This is a genomic window from Pseudomonas sp. BCA17 (assembly GCF_004519405.1).
Classification (GTDB): domain Bacteria; phylum Pseudomonadota; class Gammaproteobacteria; order Pseudomonadales; family Pseudomonadaceae; genus Aquipseudomonas.
This window is the reverse complement of sequence record NZ_SGWI01000009.1, coordinates 41,159-56,402: the sequence shown is the minus strand read 5'-3', so window position 1 is coordinate 56,402 and position 15,244 is coordinate 41,159. Positions and strand designations below refer to the sequence as shown.

The window sequence follows — 15,244 nt, the reverse complement described above, 5'->3', positions numbered from 1 at the left end:
TGTCGGAGCGAACCTGTGACGGATGGACGCACTGAAACCAGTGCCGTGCTATGCACGAGGGTTGTTCGATTGTCGAACAACATCCCGGACGAAGCACAAGAGGACTCGCCGGGTGACGAGAAATCTTGTTCCCTACGCAGGCGCTAACCTGATCAGGTTCAACGGGATCCGGTATTTACCGATCTCAGCCTTCCAACAAGGCACCCCGACAAGAACGCTGGCAGTCTAGACCATGGCGTGGGCAAATTGCCAATAGCGGTGCGTTCAGCATGATGAATGGCGCAATTACAGGATTGTTGTGCCGTGATGTCACCACTACACTCGGCTACCACCCGAGCGCTTGACGGTATGGATTACTGGTCTTAGCCTTGGGCGCCAAATTATAAATGTAATATTTAATCTAGGGATCGCCTCATGCTGCGCAAACTTTCACTGGCGCTTGCCGTGTCTTGTGCAACCAACGGAATGGTCTGGGCAGCTGAAGCGCCCCTGACGACCAAAACCGACCTGGTCAGCGTTTATCAGGAAGCGGTGGACAACAACGCCGACCTGGCAGCCGCACGCGCCCAATATGGTGCACAAAAAGAAGTGGTACCCCAGGCCCGCGCCGGGCTGCTGCCGAACCTGTCAGCGCGAGCCGATTCCAGCAATGTGCGCAACCAATTCGACCAACCGGCGGCCACGCTCAACCGTGATGCTCACTCCTGGCAGGCAACCTTGAGCCAGCCACTGTTTCGGGCCGATCGCTGGTTCCAGTTGCAAGCGGCCGAAGCAGTCAACGAACAGGCCGCCCTGCAACTCTCGGCGACCGAACAAAACCTGATCATGCAAAGCGCCGAAAGCTACTTCAACGTACTACGGGCTCAGGACAACCTGGCGACAACCAAAGCCGAAGAGGCGGCGTTCAAGCGCCAGTTGGACCAGTCCAACGAACGTTTCGACGTTGGTCTGTCGGACAAGACCGACGTGCTGCAATCCCAGGCCAGCTACGACACTGCGCGCGCCAACCGCATCGTGGCCCAGCGCCAAGTGGAGGATGCCTTCGAAGCGCTGATCACCCTGACCAACCGTCAGTACAACTCGATCCAGGGCATCGTCCATACGCTGCCGGTGCTGCCACCGACGCCAAACGACGCCAAGGCCTGGGTCGAAACAGCCGGACGCCAGAACCTCAACCTCCTGGCCAGCAACTACGCCGTCACCGCTGCCGAAGAAACCCTCAAGCAACGCAAGGCCGGGCATGCGCCGACCCTGGACGCCGTGGCGCAGTACCAGAAGGGTGACAACGATGCCTTGGGCGCCAGTAACCCCAGCCCTTTAGGGCAGGACTATCACGGTGATGCGTCACGCAGAACCATCGGCTTGCAGTTGAATATCCCGCTCTACAGCGGCGGCCTCACCAGTTCCCAAGTGCGCGAATCCTACTCACGCCTCGACCAGACCGAGCAACAACGTGAAGGCTTGCGACGCCAAGTGGTGGAAAACACTCGCAACCTGCACCGCGCGGTTAACACCGATGTGGAACAGGTACAGGCACGCCGCCAGTCGATCATTTCCAACCAGAGCGCGGTGGAAGCTACGGAAATCGGTTATCAGGTGGGTACGCGCAACATCGTCGACGTGCTGGACTCACAGCGCCAGCTTTACGCCTCGGTGCGCAACTACAACAACAGCCGCTACGACTACATCCTCGACAACCTGCGTCTGAAGCAGGCGGCCGGCACGTTGAACCCAGGGGACTTGCAGGACCTGGCGCGCTACCTCAAGGCGGACTACAACCCGGACAAGGACTTCCTGCCGCCGGACCTGGCCAAGGCCGCCGCCGAGCAGCTGAAGGCCCGTCCGGGTTATTAAGCACATCACATAATCAACATGGTAAGGGGCTTGCGCCCGATAGCGGGGTGTCAATCACTGCATAGGTGACGAGACCACTGCCATCGAGCGCAAGCCCCTTCTCTATTGGGTTCAGTGTTGATTCAGGAGCCTGCCCAGGCCATCCAGCAAGCGCTCGAGCGCGCCCTGGTTGGCCTGCATCACCTTGAGCCCCGCCTGCGCCATCTTGCGCGCATCCTGTGGCAATTCGAACAACTGTCGCACGGCTTCGGCCAGGCCTTCGGCGTCATCTACTTCGCGCAACGCCCCTGCCTCGCGCATCATCGCGCTGATTTCGAGGAAGTTGAACAGGTGCGGCCCCATGATCACAGGCAGGGCCAGCGCTGCCGGCTCCAGCGGGTTGTGGCCACCGGTCGGCACCAGGCTACCGCCGACAAAAGCACTGTCGGCCAGGGCGTAAAGAAACAGCAGCTCGCCCATGGTGTCGCCCAGCAACACTGAGGTTTGCGCGGTCACGGGGTCGCCGCTGGAACGCCGCACCGTGGTGAATCCCCGCTGCTGGCACAGCTCAAACATCGGACCGAAGCGCTCCTGATGGCGCGGCACCAGAATCAGCAACGCGTTGGGATAGCTTTCGAGCAACTGACGGTGGGCGGCCAGCACCACTTCGTCTTCGCCTTCATGGGTACTGGCGGCTATCCACACTGGGCGTTCACGGGCGCCCCATTGCTCACGCAGGGCGGCGGCGCGCAGCGGTAGCTCGGGGTCGATCGTCAGGTCGAACTTGATCGAACCCGTGACTTCAACGGTTTCCGGGCGCGCACCAAGGCTCAGGAAACGTTCAGCCTCGGTGCGTGTCTGCACGGCGAACAAGCTCATTTCAGCCAGCATGGGTGCGCTCAGTTTGGCAAAACGCCCATAACCCCTGGCCGAACGGGCCGACAGTCGCGCATTGGCCAACGCCACCGGAATGCCACGCTGGGAGCAGGCGTGGATGTGGTTGGGCCACAGCTCCGTCTCCATGATCACCGCCAGTTTCGGCTGCACGCGATCAAGAAAACGCTTGGCGGCGCACGGCAAGTCATATGGCAAGTAACAGTGCTGAATGCGCGGTTCATTGACGAACAACGCCTGGATACGCTCGGAGCCGGTGGGCGTCATGCAGGTTACGGTGATCGGCAGCGTCGGGTAGCGCGCCATCAGCCCGCGTATCATCGGCGCGGCAGCGATGCTTTCGCCCACCGACACGGCATGCACCCAGATTCCGCCCGGCTGCATCGTCGGCAGGCCGTAGGAAAACCGCTCGCCTACGCGCCTGGCATAAGCCGGCGCCTTACGCGCGCGCAGCCACAGACGTAAAGCCACCAACGGCAGCGCCAGGTAAAACAGACAGCTGTAGAGAGTTCTATTCATGGCGGCGGAGTTTATCGGCTTTTTCAGTCGATCGCCTGCAAGCACTCGGCAAATCGTTTAGCCAGGAAGCGTGCAGCAGGCCCGAAGGGCTCGTCACGACGCCAGACGAGCTCCACCACCAAGGCCGGCGGCGTCCATTCGCTGTCCAACTCGACCATTTGTTGCTGATAGGTCGGGTACTGCACGATATGCCGAGGCAGCCACGCCCAGCCCAGGCCACTCATCAACCATTCGGCCAGCACATAGAAACTGTCGGCGCGCCACACCAAGGGGCTGGCGGCCTCACTGCCGGGGTAGACACTGGTCTGGGTCGACATCAACAGTTGGCGAAACTGTGCCAGGCGCTGGCAATCCACATACGGTTCCTTGGCGAGCGGATGGTTCACGCCGCACACCGTGACCATCTCCACACGGCCCACCACCCGCCGTTCAAGGGCCTCGGGGATTTGGTCGTGATAGAACAGCAGGCCCAGGTCGGCTTTACGCTCCACCAACTTACGCGCCACATCGCCCTGGGCGGCGCTGGACAACTGCACTTCCAGCAACGGGTATTGCACGGCCAACGCTTCAAGGCTGTCGAGCACAGGTTTGAACAACATGGCTTCATCCTGGGCCAGACGCAGGCAGGGTTCTTCACCGCGGGTCAATGACAGCGCCCGGCCATTGAGCCGCTCGCACTGACGCAACACTTCACGCGCCTCCTCCAGCAATACACTGCCGGCCTCGGTCAGGCGCGGCTGGCGGCCGCTGCTGCGATCAAACAGGCTCAGCCCCAAATCCGCCTCCAGCAGGGCAATCCCATTGCTCACCGCCGATTGTGCCTTGCGCTGGTCACGGGCTACCGCCGAAAACGAATGCTGTTCGGCAACACTCACAAACAGACGCATTTGTTCAAGGTTCCACTGCACGCTCATGGCACAACCCATCTCTTATTCAGATAGGTAATGACTTTACCCCATTTCGCCAGTCGCTAGAATGCCGACCTGACTTAGCACGCAACACACCGAGGATTACTCCATGAATGTCGCCTACCTCTACCTGGCCATTGCCATTTGTTCGGAAGTGATCGCAACCGTCTCCATGAAAGCGGTCAAGGGCTTGAGCACACCTATCCCGCTGATGCTGATGATTGTGGGTTATGGCGTGGCGTTCTGGATGCTCACCCTGGTGGTGCGCACCGTACCGGTCGGCGTGGCCTATGCGGTGTGGGCGGGACTGGGGATCGTGATGGTCAGTGTCGCGGCGTTGTTTATCTACGGCCAGAAACTGGATGTCCCGGCAATGCTGGGGATGGGCCTGATCGTATTGGGCGTGGTGGTGATTCAGTTGTTCTCGAAAACGGGGGGGCATTAGGAGCAGCGGCAAGCGGCAAGCTTCAAGCTGCAAGAAAGAGCGGCGCTAACTTGCCGCTTGCAGCTGATAACTTGCCGCTGCAAGCTATACTGCTGCCCCTTTTCTACGCTGGAGGTCCCACGCGCATGCCTATTTCCACCGACGTTCTGATTGTCGGCGCCGGGGTTGCCGGCCTCTGGCTCAATGCGCGCCTGCGCCGCCAGGGGTTTTCCACGGTGCTGGTGGAAAGCGCCACCTTGGGCGGCGGGCAAAGCGTGAAGTCGCAGGGGATCATTCACGGCGGGGCAAAATATGCCCTGCACGGCGCACTCACCGGCGCCTCCGAAGCCATTGCCGATATGCCGCGCCGCTGGCGTGAAGCCCTGGCAGGCACGGGCGAGCTGGATTTGTCCGGCGTACGCCTGCTGTCCGAAGCCCACTATCTATGGTCCCCCGGCACGCTCGCCGGCAACCTCACCAGCTTCTTTGCCAGCAAGGCCGTGCGTGGGCGCGTGGACCAGGTCAAAGGAGACGAGTTGCCCCTTGCCCTGCAGGATCGCCGCTTCAAGGGCAAGGTCTATCGCCTGGCCGAACTGGTGGTGGATGTGCCGAGTGTGATCCAACGCCTCGCCCAACTGGGCGGTGACAGCTTGCTCGCCGGAAAACAGATCGAACCGCTGCTGGAAGGCGACAACCTGGTGGGCTTGAAGGTCGACGGCCGCGAGATCCGCGCGCAACGCATCGTGCTGAGTGCCGGCGCCGGCACCGCTGACTTGCTCAGCGCCCTGGGCCTCAGCCAACCGGCCATGCAGAAACGCCCGCTGCATATGATCATCGCCAAAGGTCCTGGCCTGAAGCCGTTGTATGCGCACTGCCTGGGTGGCGGCACCAAGCCGCGCATCACCGTCACCACCCATCCGGCAGCGGATGGCAATTGGGTGTGGTACATGGGCGGTGATATCGCCGAAGCCGACGGCGTGGCGCGCACCCCTGAAGCACAGATCGCCACCGCACAAAAGGAACTGGCGCACCTGCTGCCGTGGATCGACATGAGCAAGACCGAGTGGGCCACCCTGCGTGTCGACCGCGCCGAGCCACTGCAATCGGGCCTGACCCGTCCCGACAATGCGTTCCTCGCCGAACAGGGCCGCCTGCTGGTGGGCTGGCCGACCAAACTCGCGCTGGCGCCGGACTTCGCTGATCGCGTGCTCAACAGCCTGGAGCGCGACGGTATCCGTCCGGGTGCCAGCGAGCCCCTGCCCGACCTGCCAAAACCCCCTATCGGCGTCCCAGCCTGGGAGCAACTGTTGCCATGAGCCTGCCCACCTTGCACGACCTGCATCGCCCCCTGGGCAGCACTGGCCTGATGGTCTCGCCGCTGGGCCTGGGCACCGTCAAACTGGGCCGCGACCAGGGCGTGAAGTACCCCAGCGGCTTTCAGATCCCTGACGATGACGAAGCGCGGATGTTGCTGCGCCAAGCCCGGCAGTTGGGCATCAACCTGATCGATACCGCCCCCGCCTACGGGCGCAGCGAGGAACGCCTGGGGCCGTTGTTACGCGGCCAGCGCAAGGATTGGGTAATTGTCAGCAAGGTCGGCGAAGAGTTTGCCGATGGCATATCCCACCATGACTTCAGTGCCGCCCATACGCGCCTGTCGATCGAGCGCAGCTTGAAAAGACTTGAAACGGATTTTATCGACCTGGTGCTGGTGCACTCCGACGGCAATGACCTGCACATCCTCAATGACTGTGAGGTTTACCACACCCTGGCTACGCTGAAAAAAGAGGGCAAGATCCGCGGCTTCGGCTTTTCCGGCAAAACCGTTGAAGGCGGCATAAAGGCTCTGGAACAGGGCGATTGCGCGATGGTCACCTACAATCTGAACGAGCAGGCCGAGAAGGCCGTGATTGATTATGCCGCAGCCCATGGCAAAGGCATCCTGGTGAAAAAAGCCTTGGCCAGCGGCCATGTTTGCCTTGAGCCCGGAATGGATCCAATTCATGCCAGTTTCATGCTGTTGTTTGCGCAAACGGGCGTCGCCAGTGCTATTGTCGGGACCATTAACCCGCTGCACCTGGCCCATAACGTGGCGACCGCTGCCCAGGTCATTCGTCAACTCTGATGCCGCCGACGCGGCCGACCCCGTCGCAAGAAGGAGCCGACATGCCGCGCACGCTCATTAGAAAAAACCCCAGCAACTTCAAGACACTGCCACTGCACGTCGAAGCCACCCCCGAGGGCCTGAGCTACCAGAGCGTCGGCATGCCGCTCAACTTCGCCCAGACCCTGCAACGGCGCAAACCGGTAGACGTGCCGAACGCCGAACGCTTTGCCCTGGAACTGGCCAACCTTGGTGTCTCGGTGCGACTGACGTTGCATTGGCAAAACAAGGACTACTGGGTACTCGTGCGCCAACGTCGCCAGGACCGCGGTGATGTGGTGCTCAAGCTGATCTCCGGTTACGTTCCCGCCCATGAATTGAACCTGCCGCTGCACACCGCGATCCAGGAAATTGCCGAAGAGTGCCTGCTCGAAACTCCGGAAGGCTGGCTCGGCGGGCGTTTCAACGACACATGGCTACCGGCGCCCTACTCCGCCGCCCTGCACTACCGCGAGGCCTTGCCCTTTCGCCTCAGCCCGCTGTCCGGCGCAGCGCGACCGGTACGTTGCGCGACCACTCAGTTGATCGAGCGCCCACGGGCCTACGTGCATCTGCCCACGGCATCGCTGCAATTGATTTATGACTTGAGGCTGGAAGTACCGAAGGAAGCCAAGTCCCTGAGCCTGTTCCATGTCGACGAGCGCCTGGAAGGCGACCAATTGGTTGCCCGCCTGGACCGCCAGCGCCCCGACCTGTACCTGATGCCTCTGAAAGACGGCCAACCGCTGGCCGAGCTGTACACCGTCAAGAAAGACCAGTTGTATCCGGCGAGCACACGCGGTTTGTACCTGGCGGAAAGCTTCGCCCAACAAGAAGGCTGGTTGGTGCGCGATGAGCGAATTCGCTGGAAAGACTGGCTCAGGCAGCAAGGCCTGGCAGAACCGGAGAAAGAGTCGAAGCTCAAGCGCCTGACCGGCAAGGCCCGGCAGATGCTGCGCAAAATGGTGCCGAAAAAGGCCAGCCGCTAGGAGCGAGCACGCTCGCTCCCAGCCGTACCGAGCCTTACTCGTTATTGCGGATTTTTTCGACGATTGCGGTGGTCGAGCTGTTTTCAACCAGGCCCAACACTTTGACCTTGCCACCATAGGCGCTGACGATGTCGGCACCGACCACCTGGTCGACGGAGTAATCACCGCCCTTGACCAGCACGTCCGGCTTGACCTGGGCCAGCAGGTTTTCTGGGGTGCCTTCAGGGAAGCTGATCACCCAATCCACCGCGCCTAACCCTGCCAGCACCGCCATGCGGCGATCAACGCTGTTGATCGGACGGCCCGGGCCTTTCAAGCGACTGACCGAAGCATCGTCGTTGACCGCAACGATCAGACGATCACCTTGGGCACGCGCCTGTTCCAGGTAAGTCACATGGCCGGCGTGCAGGATGTCGAAGCAGCCATTGGTGAACACAATGCTCTCGTTGTGGGCACGGGCATCGTCAATCGCCAGCAGCAATTGCTCGATACTCAGTACGCCACGCTCGGAACCTTCGGAACGCTGGATCGCCCGGCGCAACTCAGGCGCACTGATGGCCGCCGTACCCAGCTTGCCTACCACAATACCTGCTGCCAGATTGGCCAGGGCCACGGCGTGAGGCAGCTCTTCACCTGCCGCGATAGACGCAGCCAAGGTAGAAATGACGGTGTCACCGGCACCGGTGACATCGAATACCTCACGGGCACGCGCCGGCAGGTGCATCGCCGGATGGTCCGGGCGCAGCAGGGTCATGCCGTGTTCGCCACGGGTCACCAGCAACGCGCCCAGATCAAGGTCCGCCATCAAGCGGGCGCCCTTGTGCACCAGGTCATGCTCATCGGCGCAACCACCGACGATGGCTTCGAACTCGCTGAGGTTTGGCGTGATCAGGCTGGCGCCCCGATAAATCGAGAAGTCCTTGCCCTTGGGATCGGCCAGCACCGGAATGCCCTTGGCCTTGGCGGCCTGAATCAGCACCTGATGATTCCTCAAGGCACCTTTTCCGTAGTCGGACAACACCAGTACCTTGATGCCTTCGAGCAACTCGTCTACCTGGCTGCCGAGCGCCAAGGCGTCGGTGGCGAAGGGTTCTTCGAAATCGATACGCAGCAACTGTTGATGCCGGCTCATGACCCGCAGCTTGACGATGGTCGGCTGATGGGCGATGCGCTGGAACACCGCGCGAACGCCAGCACCACGCAGGCTGTTGGCCAGGCTGTCGGCGGCTTCGTCGTCACCGGTCACTCCCACCAGGGAGGCTGGCGCGCCGAGTGCGGCAATATTGAGGGCAACGTTGGCAGCGCCACCTGGACGGTCTTCGATTTGCTCGACCTTGACTACCGGTACCGGTGCCTCAGGGGAAATCCGTGAGGTACCACCATGCCAGTAACGGTCGAGCATGACATCGCCGACCACCAAGACAGGGGCTTGATCGAATCGCGGCATGGACAACTTCATGGAGCAACCCACATACAAAATGAACAGGGGCGCGATATTAGCACAGGGTTACAGGAGGCTTGTGGGGGTGTGACAGAAGATGTTGCAAGAGCAGCAGGTGAGGCGGATTGCCCGCCTCACCGCGGACATCAGGTGATATCGGCCGATACCGGCGTATCCAGGCCCATGGAGTGCAGACGGGCGTAGTAGCCATTTTGCGCGAGCAGCTCGCCGTGGGTACCGCGCTCCACGATACGACCGTCGTCCATCACCAGGATCAGGTCGGCCTTCTCGATGGTCGACAAGCGGTGCGCGATCACCAGGGTCGTACGACCTTGCATGACCTTGTCCAATGCCGCCTGAATGTGGCGTTCGGATTCGGTGTCCAGGGCCGAGGTGGCCTCATCGAGAATCAGCAGCGGCGCGTTCTTGAGCAGTGCACGGGCAATCGCCAGGCGCTGGCGTTGGCCTCCGGACAACAACACACCGTTTTCGCCGACCTGGGTATCGAAGCCCTTGGGCAATTGGTCGATGAAATCCTTGGCGTTGGCGTCCGCCGCCGCCGCTTCAACCGCTTCCCTCGGTGCACCGGCCAGGTCGCCATACGCGATGTTGTTGGTCACGGTGTCGCTGAACAGAGTCACATGCTGGGTCACCTGGGCGATATGCTTGCGCAGGTTGAGCAGCTTGTAGTCTTCGATTTCGACGCCATCGAGCAGAATCTCACCACTTTCGTGGTGGTAAAAACGCGGGATGAGGCTGGCCAGGGTCGATTTGCCGCTGCCCGAACGCCCAACCAATGCAATCATCTGCCCGGGCTCGGCGGTGAAGCTGATGTCCTTGAGCACATGGCGCTCGGTGCCAGGGTAGGTGAAGTTCAGATGGCGCACTTCCAGGCGACCATTGACCTTGTCGCGCTCGATAGTGCCGTGGTCGACTTCAACCGCTTCGTCCAACTGCTCGAAAATGCTTTCGGCGCCGGCTACACCTTTCTGGATGGTCGAGCTGACTTCCGACAGTTGGCGGATCGGCTTGGGCAGCAAACCGGCCAGCGTGATGTAGGCCACCATGTCACCGGCGGACGCATCGCCACGAAGATACAGAACCAGGAACATCAATACCGCCATGGCGGTGTAGATCACCAATTGCAGCGCCGGCGTGTAGATCGCACCTGTACGGGTCATGCGCAGTTGCTTGTTGGTGTTGCTCTGGCTGGCCTTGAGGAAACGCTTCTCCTCGTAGACTTCACCGCCGAAGCTGCGCACCACGCGATAGCCCTGAATGGTTTCCGAGGCCACGTGGGTCACGTCCCCCATCGCCACCTGAATTTTTTTGCTCTGCTTGCGAAACTTCTTGCTGGCCGTGCTGACCATTACGGCAATCAACGGCAGGATGGCGATCATGACCAGCGTCAGGCGCCAGTTCATGAACAGCAGGGAGGCGAACAGGAATATCACCGTCATGCCTTCGCGGATGACCACCTTGATGGCATCGGTGGCCGCTCCCGTGACCATGGTCACGTTGAAGGTGATGCGGGAAATCAGGTGCCCCGAGTTGTGGTTGTCGAAGTACCGGTTGGGCAGCGTCAGCAGGTTGTTGAACAACTGCACCCGCAGATCATGGACCAGCCCCAGGGAAACCTTGGCCAACAAGTAGTTACCCAGGAATGAGCCCAGGCCCTGCCAGGCGGCGATCAAGATGATCAGCAACGGCACGGCCTGCAGTAATTGCAGGTCCCGCAGGAACGGCACAGAGGGGAACAACACGGCTTGCGGATTGGAAAGGCCATCCACGAAGTACTTGAGGATGTAACCCAGCATCGGCTGGGTTGACGCGAAAATCAGAAATCCGACGATACTCAACGCGAACAAGCCCATGTAGGGCTTAACGTAACTGAGCAGGCGGAAGTATATTTTCAAGCTCGAAGGGCTTGCGCTCGGACTGGAGTCGGTCATATCACGCGGCGTTTTTAAAAAGGAGGCTGACTTTAGCACAGCTTCTCTGTTGTACTTGCACCCGGCTTACCGCTGCGCCGGGCTGGACCCGGCCGAAGACATTACATTGCCACTATTTTAAGATGGTCGGCTTTCTCTTTCTGGAATGGCTTTACTGTATGCACTCCAAGCGCCTTACTTATGGCTCAAATCGCGTTTTCGACTTCCTGGTCCTATGGATTTTGCCCATTGGCTTGTTGCTGCTCCTGAGCTCGCTGTTCTTCGTCACCAACCGCAATGTGTTGCACCGGTTCTTCTACATTACGTTCAGCGTGCCAACCCTGTTCCTGCTGTGCATGCGCCCCAGGGAGCTCAAGGAGCTACTGCGTGAGCCCCTGGCGATCGCGTTTCTGGCGTTCTCCGCCTGGGCGCTGACCAGCATGCTCTGGAGCCCCGAATCTACCAACGACACCGACCTGTTCAAACGGCCGCTGAACACATTCATGCTGTTTGGCGGTCTTGGACTTTTGCTGCATTACCGCAACGAGTTGTTCAAGCCGATCTTCTTCAGTGCGGCAGTGATCGCGCTGATGGTCTGCCTGTGCAATCTGGTGGTATTCGCCAAAGGCTATCAACCCGGCACACGCATGATCGGAGGTCGAGGAGCCCTCGACAATCCGCTACTCAGCTCCCATGTCTTCGGTTTTTTCTGTGTCTACTGGCTGTATGTCTGCATGACGACGCCGCGCCTGAAGGTCTTGTGGTTCAGCGTACCGGCGCTGGCGATCATGACCATGGCCGTCCTGGCGACCGGCTCGCGGACCCCCTTGGTTGCATTGACGCTGGCCATCCTGTGGATGACCTTTATCAGCCGCAACCGCCGCTCGGCGCTGTTTATTACCGGCATGATCTTGGGCGCTATCGGGCTCTTGCTGTATTACCCCGAGATGATTACTGGACGCGGCAGCTCGTTTCGCCTTGAGCTCTGGGGCATGTCGCTGCAACGTATCGCCGAGCACCCCTGGATCGGCCATAGCTACGACTCCGAGCTGTACCTGACAATGGCCGACGGCTACCAACTGCGCGAACCCCACAGTTTTGCCCTCGGCGTGCTGTATTACGTCGGCATCATCGGTTTTATCCCATGGATATTCATGCTGGGTTGGGGCCTGTACAAGAGCCTCAAGGAGCGCGCACAGCCATTGTTCATTCTGGCCTCGTCCCTGCTCGCCTACGGTATCGGCGCCGGCCTGACCGAAGGTGGTGGCATTCTGTCGCGTCCCAAGGAGCACTGGTTCCTGCTGTGGATTCCGCTGGCAATCATTGCTGGCTTGAGCATCGCACAACGCCGCCGCAGCGTACTGCGCATGCCGGTGCAATCGATCCGTACAGAGACGTTTGATCGGCTATGCAGTGATGCCCATGTCATTGAGGCGGACGGCCTGGGGCCGAAAGTCCTGCGCCTGGGAGATGGCAGCTTCCTCAAGTTATTCCGCGCACGCCGCTGGTACACCTCCGGTAGCTTCAACCCGTACTCCGAGCGGTTTGCCAGCAATAGCGAGCAGTTGCGCACCCTGGGCGTTCCCACGCCGCAAATCCTCGGGCTCTACCGTTTGCCCGACGCCAGCAGCGCCGTGGCGTACACGCCCCTGCCCGGGCTGACCCTGCGCCAGGCGCTGCAAAGTCTGGACAGCAGCCTGCGCGAATCGCTGATCGAGCGCTTCGGACGGTTCATTGCCCAGTTGCATGAGCGCGGCGTGTACTTCCGTTCGTTGCACTTGGGCAATGTGTTGTTGATGGACGATGGTGAGTTCGGCCTGATCGACGTGGCAGACCTGCACGTCTATCCATCGCCACTGCGTCACGCACTGCGCCAACGCAATCTGCGCCATATGCAACGCTACCCGCAGGACCGCAACTGGCTGTTCGAAACCCATTTCGAACAACTGCTCAAAGGGTACGCGTCGGTTGCCAGTCACGCCGCCACAGCGAAAATCAGCGAGCAAGTGCTCAGCCAGGCCCGTCCCGCCAGCTGATAAAAAAGGCGACTATCACTGCTGATAGTCGCCTTTTTCATGTCCCTTGCGGCCTCAGCTTCTGAGCGGTGTCAGATAGAGCCGCACCAACCCGCGCAGCGTCTTACGCCCCCAGAACTTCAACGGGATCTGCTTGAGAATCTCCCGCGCCAGCGGCCGATCACGGTCGGCGGTCTTGAGGAACATCGAGTTCAGGAAGTTGTAACGAACCTGATCATAAGCCGGGTGATCGCTGAACAAGCCATAGGTCTTGAGAATGTTCTGGATCATGTAGCGATGGTTCTTGTACGTATTGGTAGCGTGCTGGCGATAGCGCGCCATCACCACGCCCAACACGTCGATGGTGTAGCCCGCGTGGGCGATCTTCAGCTCGATCAGCAGGTCTTCCAGAGGAATCAACGGATCAAAACCACCGACCTCCATCAGCGCCTGCTGGCGGATCATCAGGGTTGGCGCCGGGGGAAAGGGTTTGCGATCCATGAACAGATCATCAAAATCCAGGCTGCGAAACGGCAGGTCGCGGTGCTGCTTTTTCTCCGGGTACGGCTTACCGTCCCCATCGATCAGCTCGATGTTGCCGGCGCAGATACCGACCTTCGGCTTGCCTTCCATGTAGGCCACCTGGGTCGCAATACGCTCGGGCAGCATGATGTCATCGGAGCCGAACGGGACGATCAGGCTGCCCTTGGCGCGGGCGATGGCACCGTTGAGGGTGTTGGTCAGGCCTTGGTTCTGCTGCACTTGGAAATCAAAGCCGTGCTCGGCCTGCAAGCGTCGGATGCGTTCGACGCTGTCATCCTTGGAACCGTCATCCACCACCAGCAACTCGATGTGCGGGTAGGTCTGCTCAAGCACGCTCCGTATGCTCTGCTCGATGTACGGGCCGTGGTTGTAGGATGCAATGATCACCGAGACCAGGGGTAGTTGTTCACTCATGCTCGACCTACTTCACGCAAACCGGTTTCAATCAGGGTCAGGTACTTCTGTTTGAATTCGTCGAGCGTGTGGTTGGCCACCAGATAACGAAACACCTCTTCACCCTTGGCACGCAACTGCTCATCGCTCAAGGCCAGGTAAGTATCCAGTGCGGCGGTCAATTGCTCGACGTTGCCCGGGTCATGGGAAAGGCCACCGGCGCCCTGCACCAGCGGCAGCATGGCCGGGCCGTTGGACGCAATCACCGGCAGGTGCCCACTCATACCTTCCAGCAGCGCCAGGCCCAGCCCCTCGAACAGCGAAGGCATGGTCCAGATATCAAAGCCTCGCACGTACTTCATGCCGTCCTCACGGAAGCCCAGCAGGTGCGCGCGGCCGTTCAGGCCCAGGCGTTCAATGTCGGCACGCAGGTCGGCTTCCGCGCGACCCGAGCCGATGATGCCCACCTGAGCTTCGGGGTATTTGTCCTTGAGGTTGGCAAAAGCCTGCAGCAGATGGGTGTGGCCCTTGATCGGCACCAGCCGCCCCAGCGCTCCGATCATCCGCACATCCATGGACAGGCCCAGGGCCTTGCGTGCGTCCTCGCGGCTCAGCTGAAGAGCTTCCGCCTGGGGAATATCGATGGCATTGGTGACGTAAGTGGTGTTCTCACGGGTGAACCCGCAGTTGAGGTCCACCAGGTAATCCTTCACCGCCTCCGATACCCCGACAAAACGCCAGGCAGGGCTGACCCAGCGCCGGGTCTGGCGACGACGGTAGCCACGCGCATATTCGCCAAACCCGTGGGAGATGCCAATGCACAGCGGGATCTTCAGCCAACGGTTGAGCGACAGCATCATGTTCACCGACTTGAAGCGGTTACAGATGACTACGTCGAATTTCTGCTCGCGGCAATACTTGTAGATCTGCCACATGGCGCCGAAGCGAATACCTTTGAGGGACTTCTCCGGCAGCTCGAAATAGTGAGAATGCTCGGCCACGCTCAAGGGCTGCCCAGGCAGCGGACGGCCGCTGAGGAACCCCGATGTCACCTCGAAACGCTCGGTCGGCAAAGACTTGACGATCTGCTCGCCAAGGTCGGCGAAGTCATTGGTCTTGACGTTGTAGTCCGGCTGTAACTGCAAAACCTTGAAACGAGGCTTCATATCTCTCCATGCAGCGATCTGGCTACGGGCACGCGGCCCGGTAAA

The 15,244-nt window shown here is 60.4% G+C and carries 12 protein-coding genes and 1 riboswitch; of the genes, 6 read left to right on the top strand and 6 right to left on the bottom strand.

What is annotated here, in order from left to right; all coding sequences use genetic code 11:
* Positions 1-112: 112 nt before the first annotated feature.
* Positions 113-218, bottom strand: a riboswitch (TPP riboswitch).
* 196 nt (positions 219-414) lie between these two features.
* Positions 415-1,854, top strand: a complete 1,440-nt coding sequence (locus EXW71_RS26335) for a TolC family outer membrane protein (protein WP_134661019.1) — start codon at positions 415-417, stop codon at positions 1,852-1,854.
* 111 nt (positions 1,855-1,965) lie between these two features.
* On the opposite strand, the gene waaA is transcribed toward EXW71_RS26335, so the two are convergent.
* Both waaA and EXW71_RS26325 read right to left on the bottom strand, forming a co-directional pair.
* Complete coding sequence (waaA, locus tag EXW71_RS26330) at positions 1,966-3,246, bottom strand: lipid IV(A) 3-deoxy-D-manno-octulosonic acid transferase (RefSeq protein ID WP_134661020.1); 1,281 nt, start codon at positions 3,244-3,246, stop codon at positions 1,966-1,968.
* Positions 3,247-3,269: 23 nt separating this feature from the next.
* The gene (locus tag EXW71_RS26325) at positions 3,270-4,160 is read right to left on the bottom strand and encodes a LysR family transcriptional regulator (protein WP_134661021.1); all 891 of its coding nucleotides are present in this window, start codon (positions 4,158-4,160) and stop codon (positions 3,270-3,272) included.
* 103 nt (positions 4,161-4,263) lie between these two features.
* On the opposite strand from EXW71_RS26325, the gene EXW71_RS26320 reads away from it, so the two are divergent.
* The 4 genes from EXW71_RS26320 to EXW71_RS26305 all read left to right on the top strand — a co-directional run bounded on the left by EXW71_RS26320 (position 4,264) and on the right by EXW71_RS26305 (position 7,710).
* Positions 4,264-4,599: a multidrug efflux SMR transporter gene (locus tag EXW71_RS26320; protein ID WP_123716143.1), complete on the top strand. Its 336-nt coding sequence runs from the start codon at positions 4,264-4,266 to the stop codon at positions 4,597-4,599.
* Between the two features lie 125 nt (positions 4,600-4,724).
* Positions 4,725-5,894: an FAD-binding oxidoreductase gene (locus EXW71_RS26315; protein WP_134661022.1), complete on the top strand. Its 1,170-nt coding sequence runs from the start codon at positions 4,725-4,727 to the stop codon at positions 5,892-5,894.
* Complete coding sequence (locus tag EXW71_RS26310) at positions 5,891-6,703, top strand: aldo/keto reductase (RefSeq protein ID WP_123716145.1); 813 nt, start codon at positions 5,891-5,893, stop codon at positions 6,701-6,703. The genes EXW71_RS26315 and EXW71_RS26310 overlap by 4 nt, the downstream gene beginning before the upstream one ends.
* A 41-nt stretch (positions 6,704-6,744) precedes the next feature.
* Positions 6,745-7,710, top strand: coding sequence for a metal ABC transporter ATPase (locus EXW71_RS26305; RefSeq protein WP_123716146.1), 966 nt, complete (start codon positions 6,745-6,747; stop codon positions 7,708-7,710).
* Positions 7,711-7,744: 34 nt separating this feature from the next.
* Here the strand turns inward: EXW71_RS26305 and hldE are convergent, their stop codons facing one another.
* On the bottom strand, positions 7,745-9,169 hold the full coding sequence (gene hldE, locus EXW71_RS26300; RefSeq protein ID WP_134661023.1) for a bifunctional D-glycero-beta-D-manno-heptose-7-phosphate kinase/D-glycero-beta-D-manno-heptose 1-phosphate adenylyltransferase HldE: 1,425 nt from the start codon (positions 9,167-9,169) through the stop codon (positions 7,745-7,747).
* Between the two features lie 128 nt (positions 9,170-9,297).
* The gene (msbA, locus tag EXW71_RS26295; protein WP_134661024.1) at positions 9,298-11,103 is read right to left on the bottom strand and encodes a lipid A export permease/ATP-binding protein MsbA; all 1,806 of its coding nucleotides are present in this window, start codon (positions 11,101-11,103) and stop codon (positions 9,298-9,300) included.
* A gap of 158 nt (positions 11,104-11,261) precedes the next feature.
* Here msbA and EXW71_RS26290 point away from each other — a divergent pair, with 158 nt between their 5' ends.
* Entirely contained in the window at positions 11,262-13,118 is a 1,857-nt protein-coding gene (locus tag EXW71_RS26290; protein ID WP_134661025.1) for a bifunctional O-antigen ligase/aminoglycoside phosphotransferase family protein, read from the top strand.
* A gap of 54 nt (positions 13,119-13,172) precedes the next feature.
* Here the strand turns inward: EXW71_RS26290 and EXW71_RS26285 are convergent, their stop codons facing one another.
* A complete protein-coding gene (locus EXW71_RS26285; protein WP_134661026.1) occupies positions 13,173-14,054 on the bottom strand; it encodes a glycosyltransferase in 882 nt (293 codons plus the stop codon).
* A complete protein-coding gene (locus tag EXW71_RS26280) occupies positions 14,051-15,199 on the bottom strand; it encodes a glycosyltransferase (protein WP_134661027.1) in 1,149 nt (382 codons plus the stop codon). The genes EXW71_RS26285 and EXW71_RS26280 overlap by 4 nt, the downstream gene beginning before the upstream one ends.
* Positions 15,200-15,244 lie beyond the last annotated feature (45 nt).

Coding starts and splice junctions, on each gene's coding strand:
- EXW71_RS26335 (WP_134661019.1), top strand. CDS start 415: ATGCTGCGCAAACTTTCACTGGCGCTTGCCGTGTCTTGTGCAACCAAC.
- waaA (WP_134661020.1), bottom strand. CDS start 3,246: ATGAATAGAACTCTCTACAGCTGTCTGTTTTACCTGGCGCTGCCGTTG.
- EXW71_RS26325 (WP_134661021.1), bottom strand. CDS start 4,160: ATGAGCGTGCAGTGGAACCTTGAACAAATGCGTCTGTTTGTGAGTGTT.
- EXW71_RS26320 (WP_123716143.1), top strand. CDS start 4,264: ATGAATGTCGCCTACCTCTACCTGGCCATTGCCATTTGTTCGGAAGTG.
- EXW71_RS26315 (WP_134661022.1), top strand. CDS start 4,725: ATGCCTATTTCCACCGACGTTCTGATTGTCGGCGCCGGGGTTGCCGGC.
- EXW71_RS26310 (WP_123716145.1), top strand. CDS start 5,891: ATGAGCCTGCCCACCTTGCACGACCTGCATCGCCCCCTGGGCAGCACT.
- EXW71_RS26305 (WP_123716146.1), top strand. CDS start 6,745: ATGCCGCGCACGCTCATTAGAAAAAACCCCAGCAACTTCAAGACACTG.
- hldE (WP_134661023.1), bottom strand. CDS start 9,169: ATGAAGTTGTCCATGCCGCGATTCGATCAAGCCCCTGTCTTGGTGGTC.
- msbA (WP_134661024.1), bottom strand. CDS start 11,103: ATGACCGACTCCAGTCCGAGCGCAAGCCCTTCGAGCTTGAAAATATAC.
- EXW71_RS26290 (WP_134661025.1), top strand. CDS start 11,262: ATGCACTCCAAGCGCCTTACTTATGGCTCAAATCGCGTTTTCGACTTC.
- EXW71_RS26285 (WP_134661026.1), bottom strand. CDS start 14,054: ATGAGTGAACAACTACCCCTGGTCTCGGTGATCATTGCATCCTACAAC.
- EXW71_RS26280 (WP_134661027.1), bottom strand. CDS start 15,199: ATGAAGCCTCGTTTCAAGGTTTTGCAGTTACAGCCGGACTACAACGTC.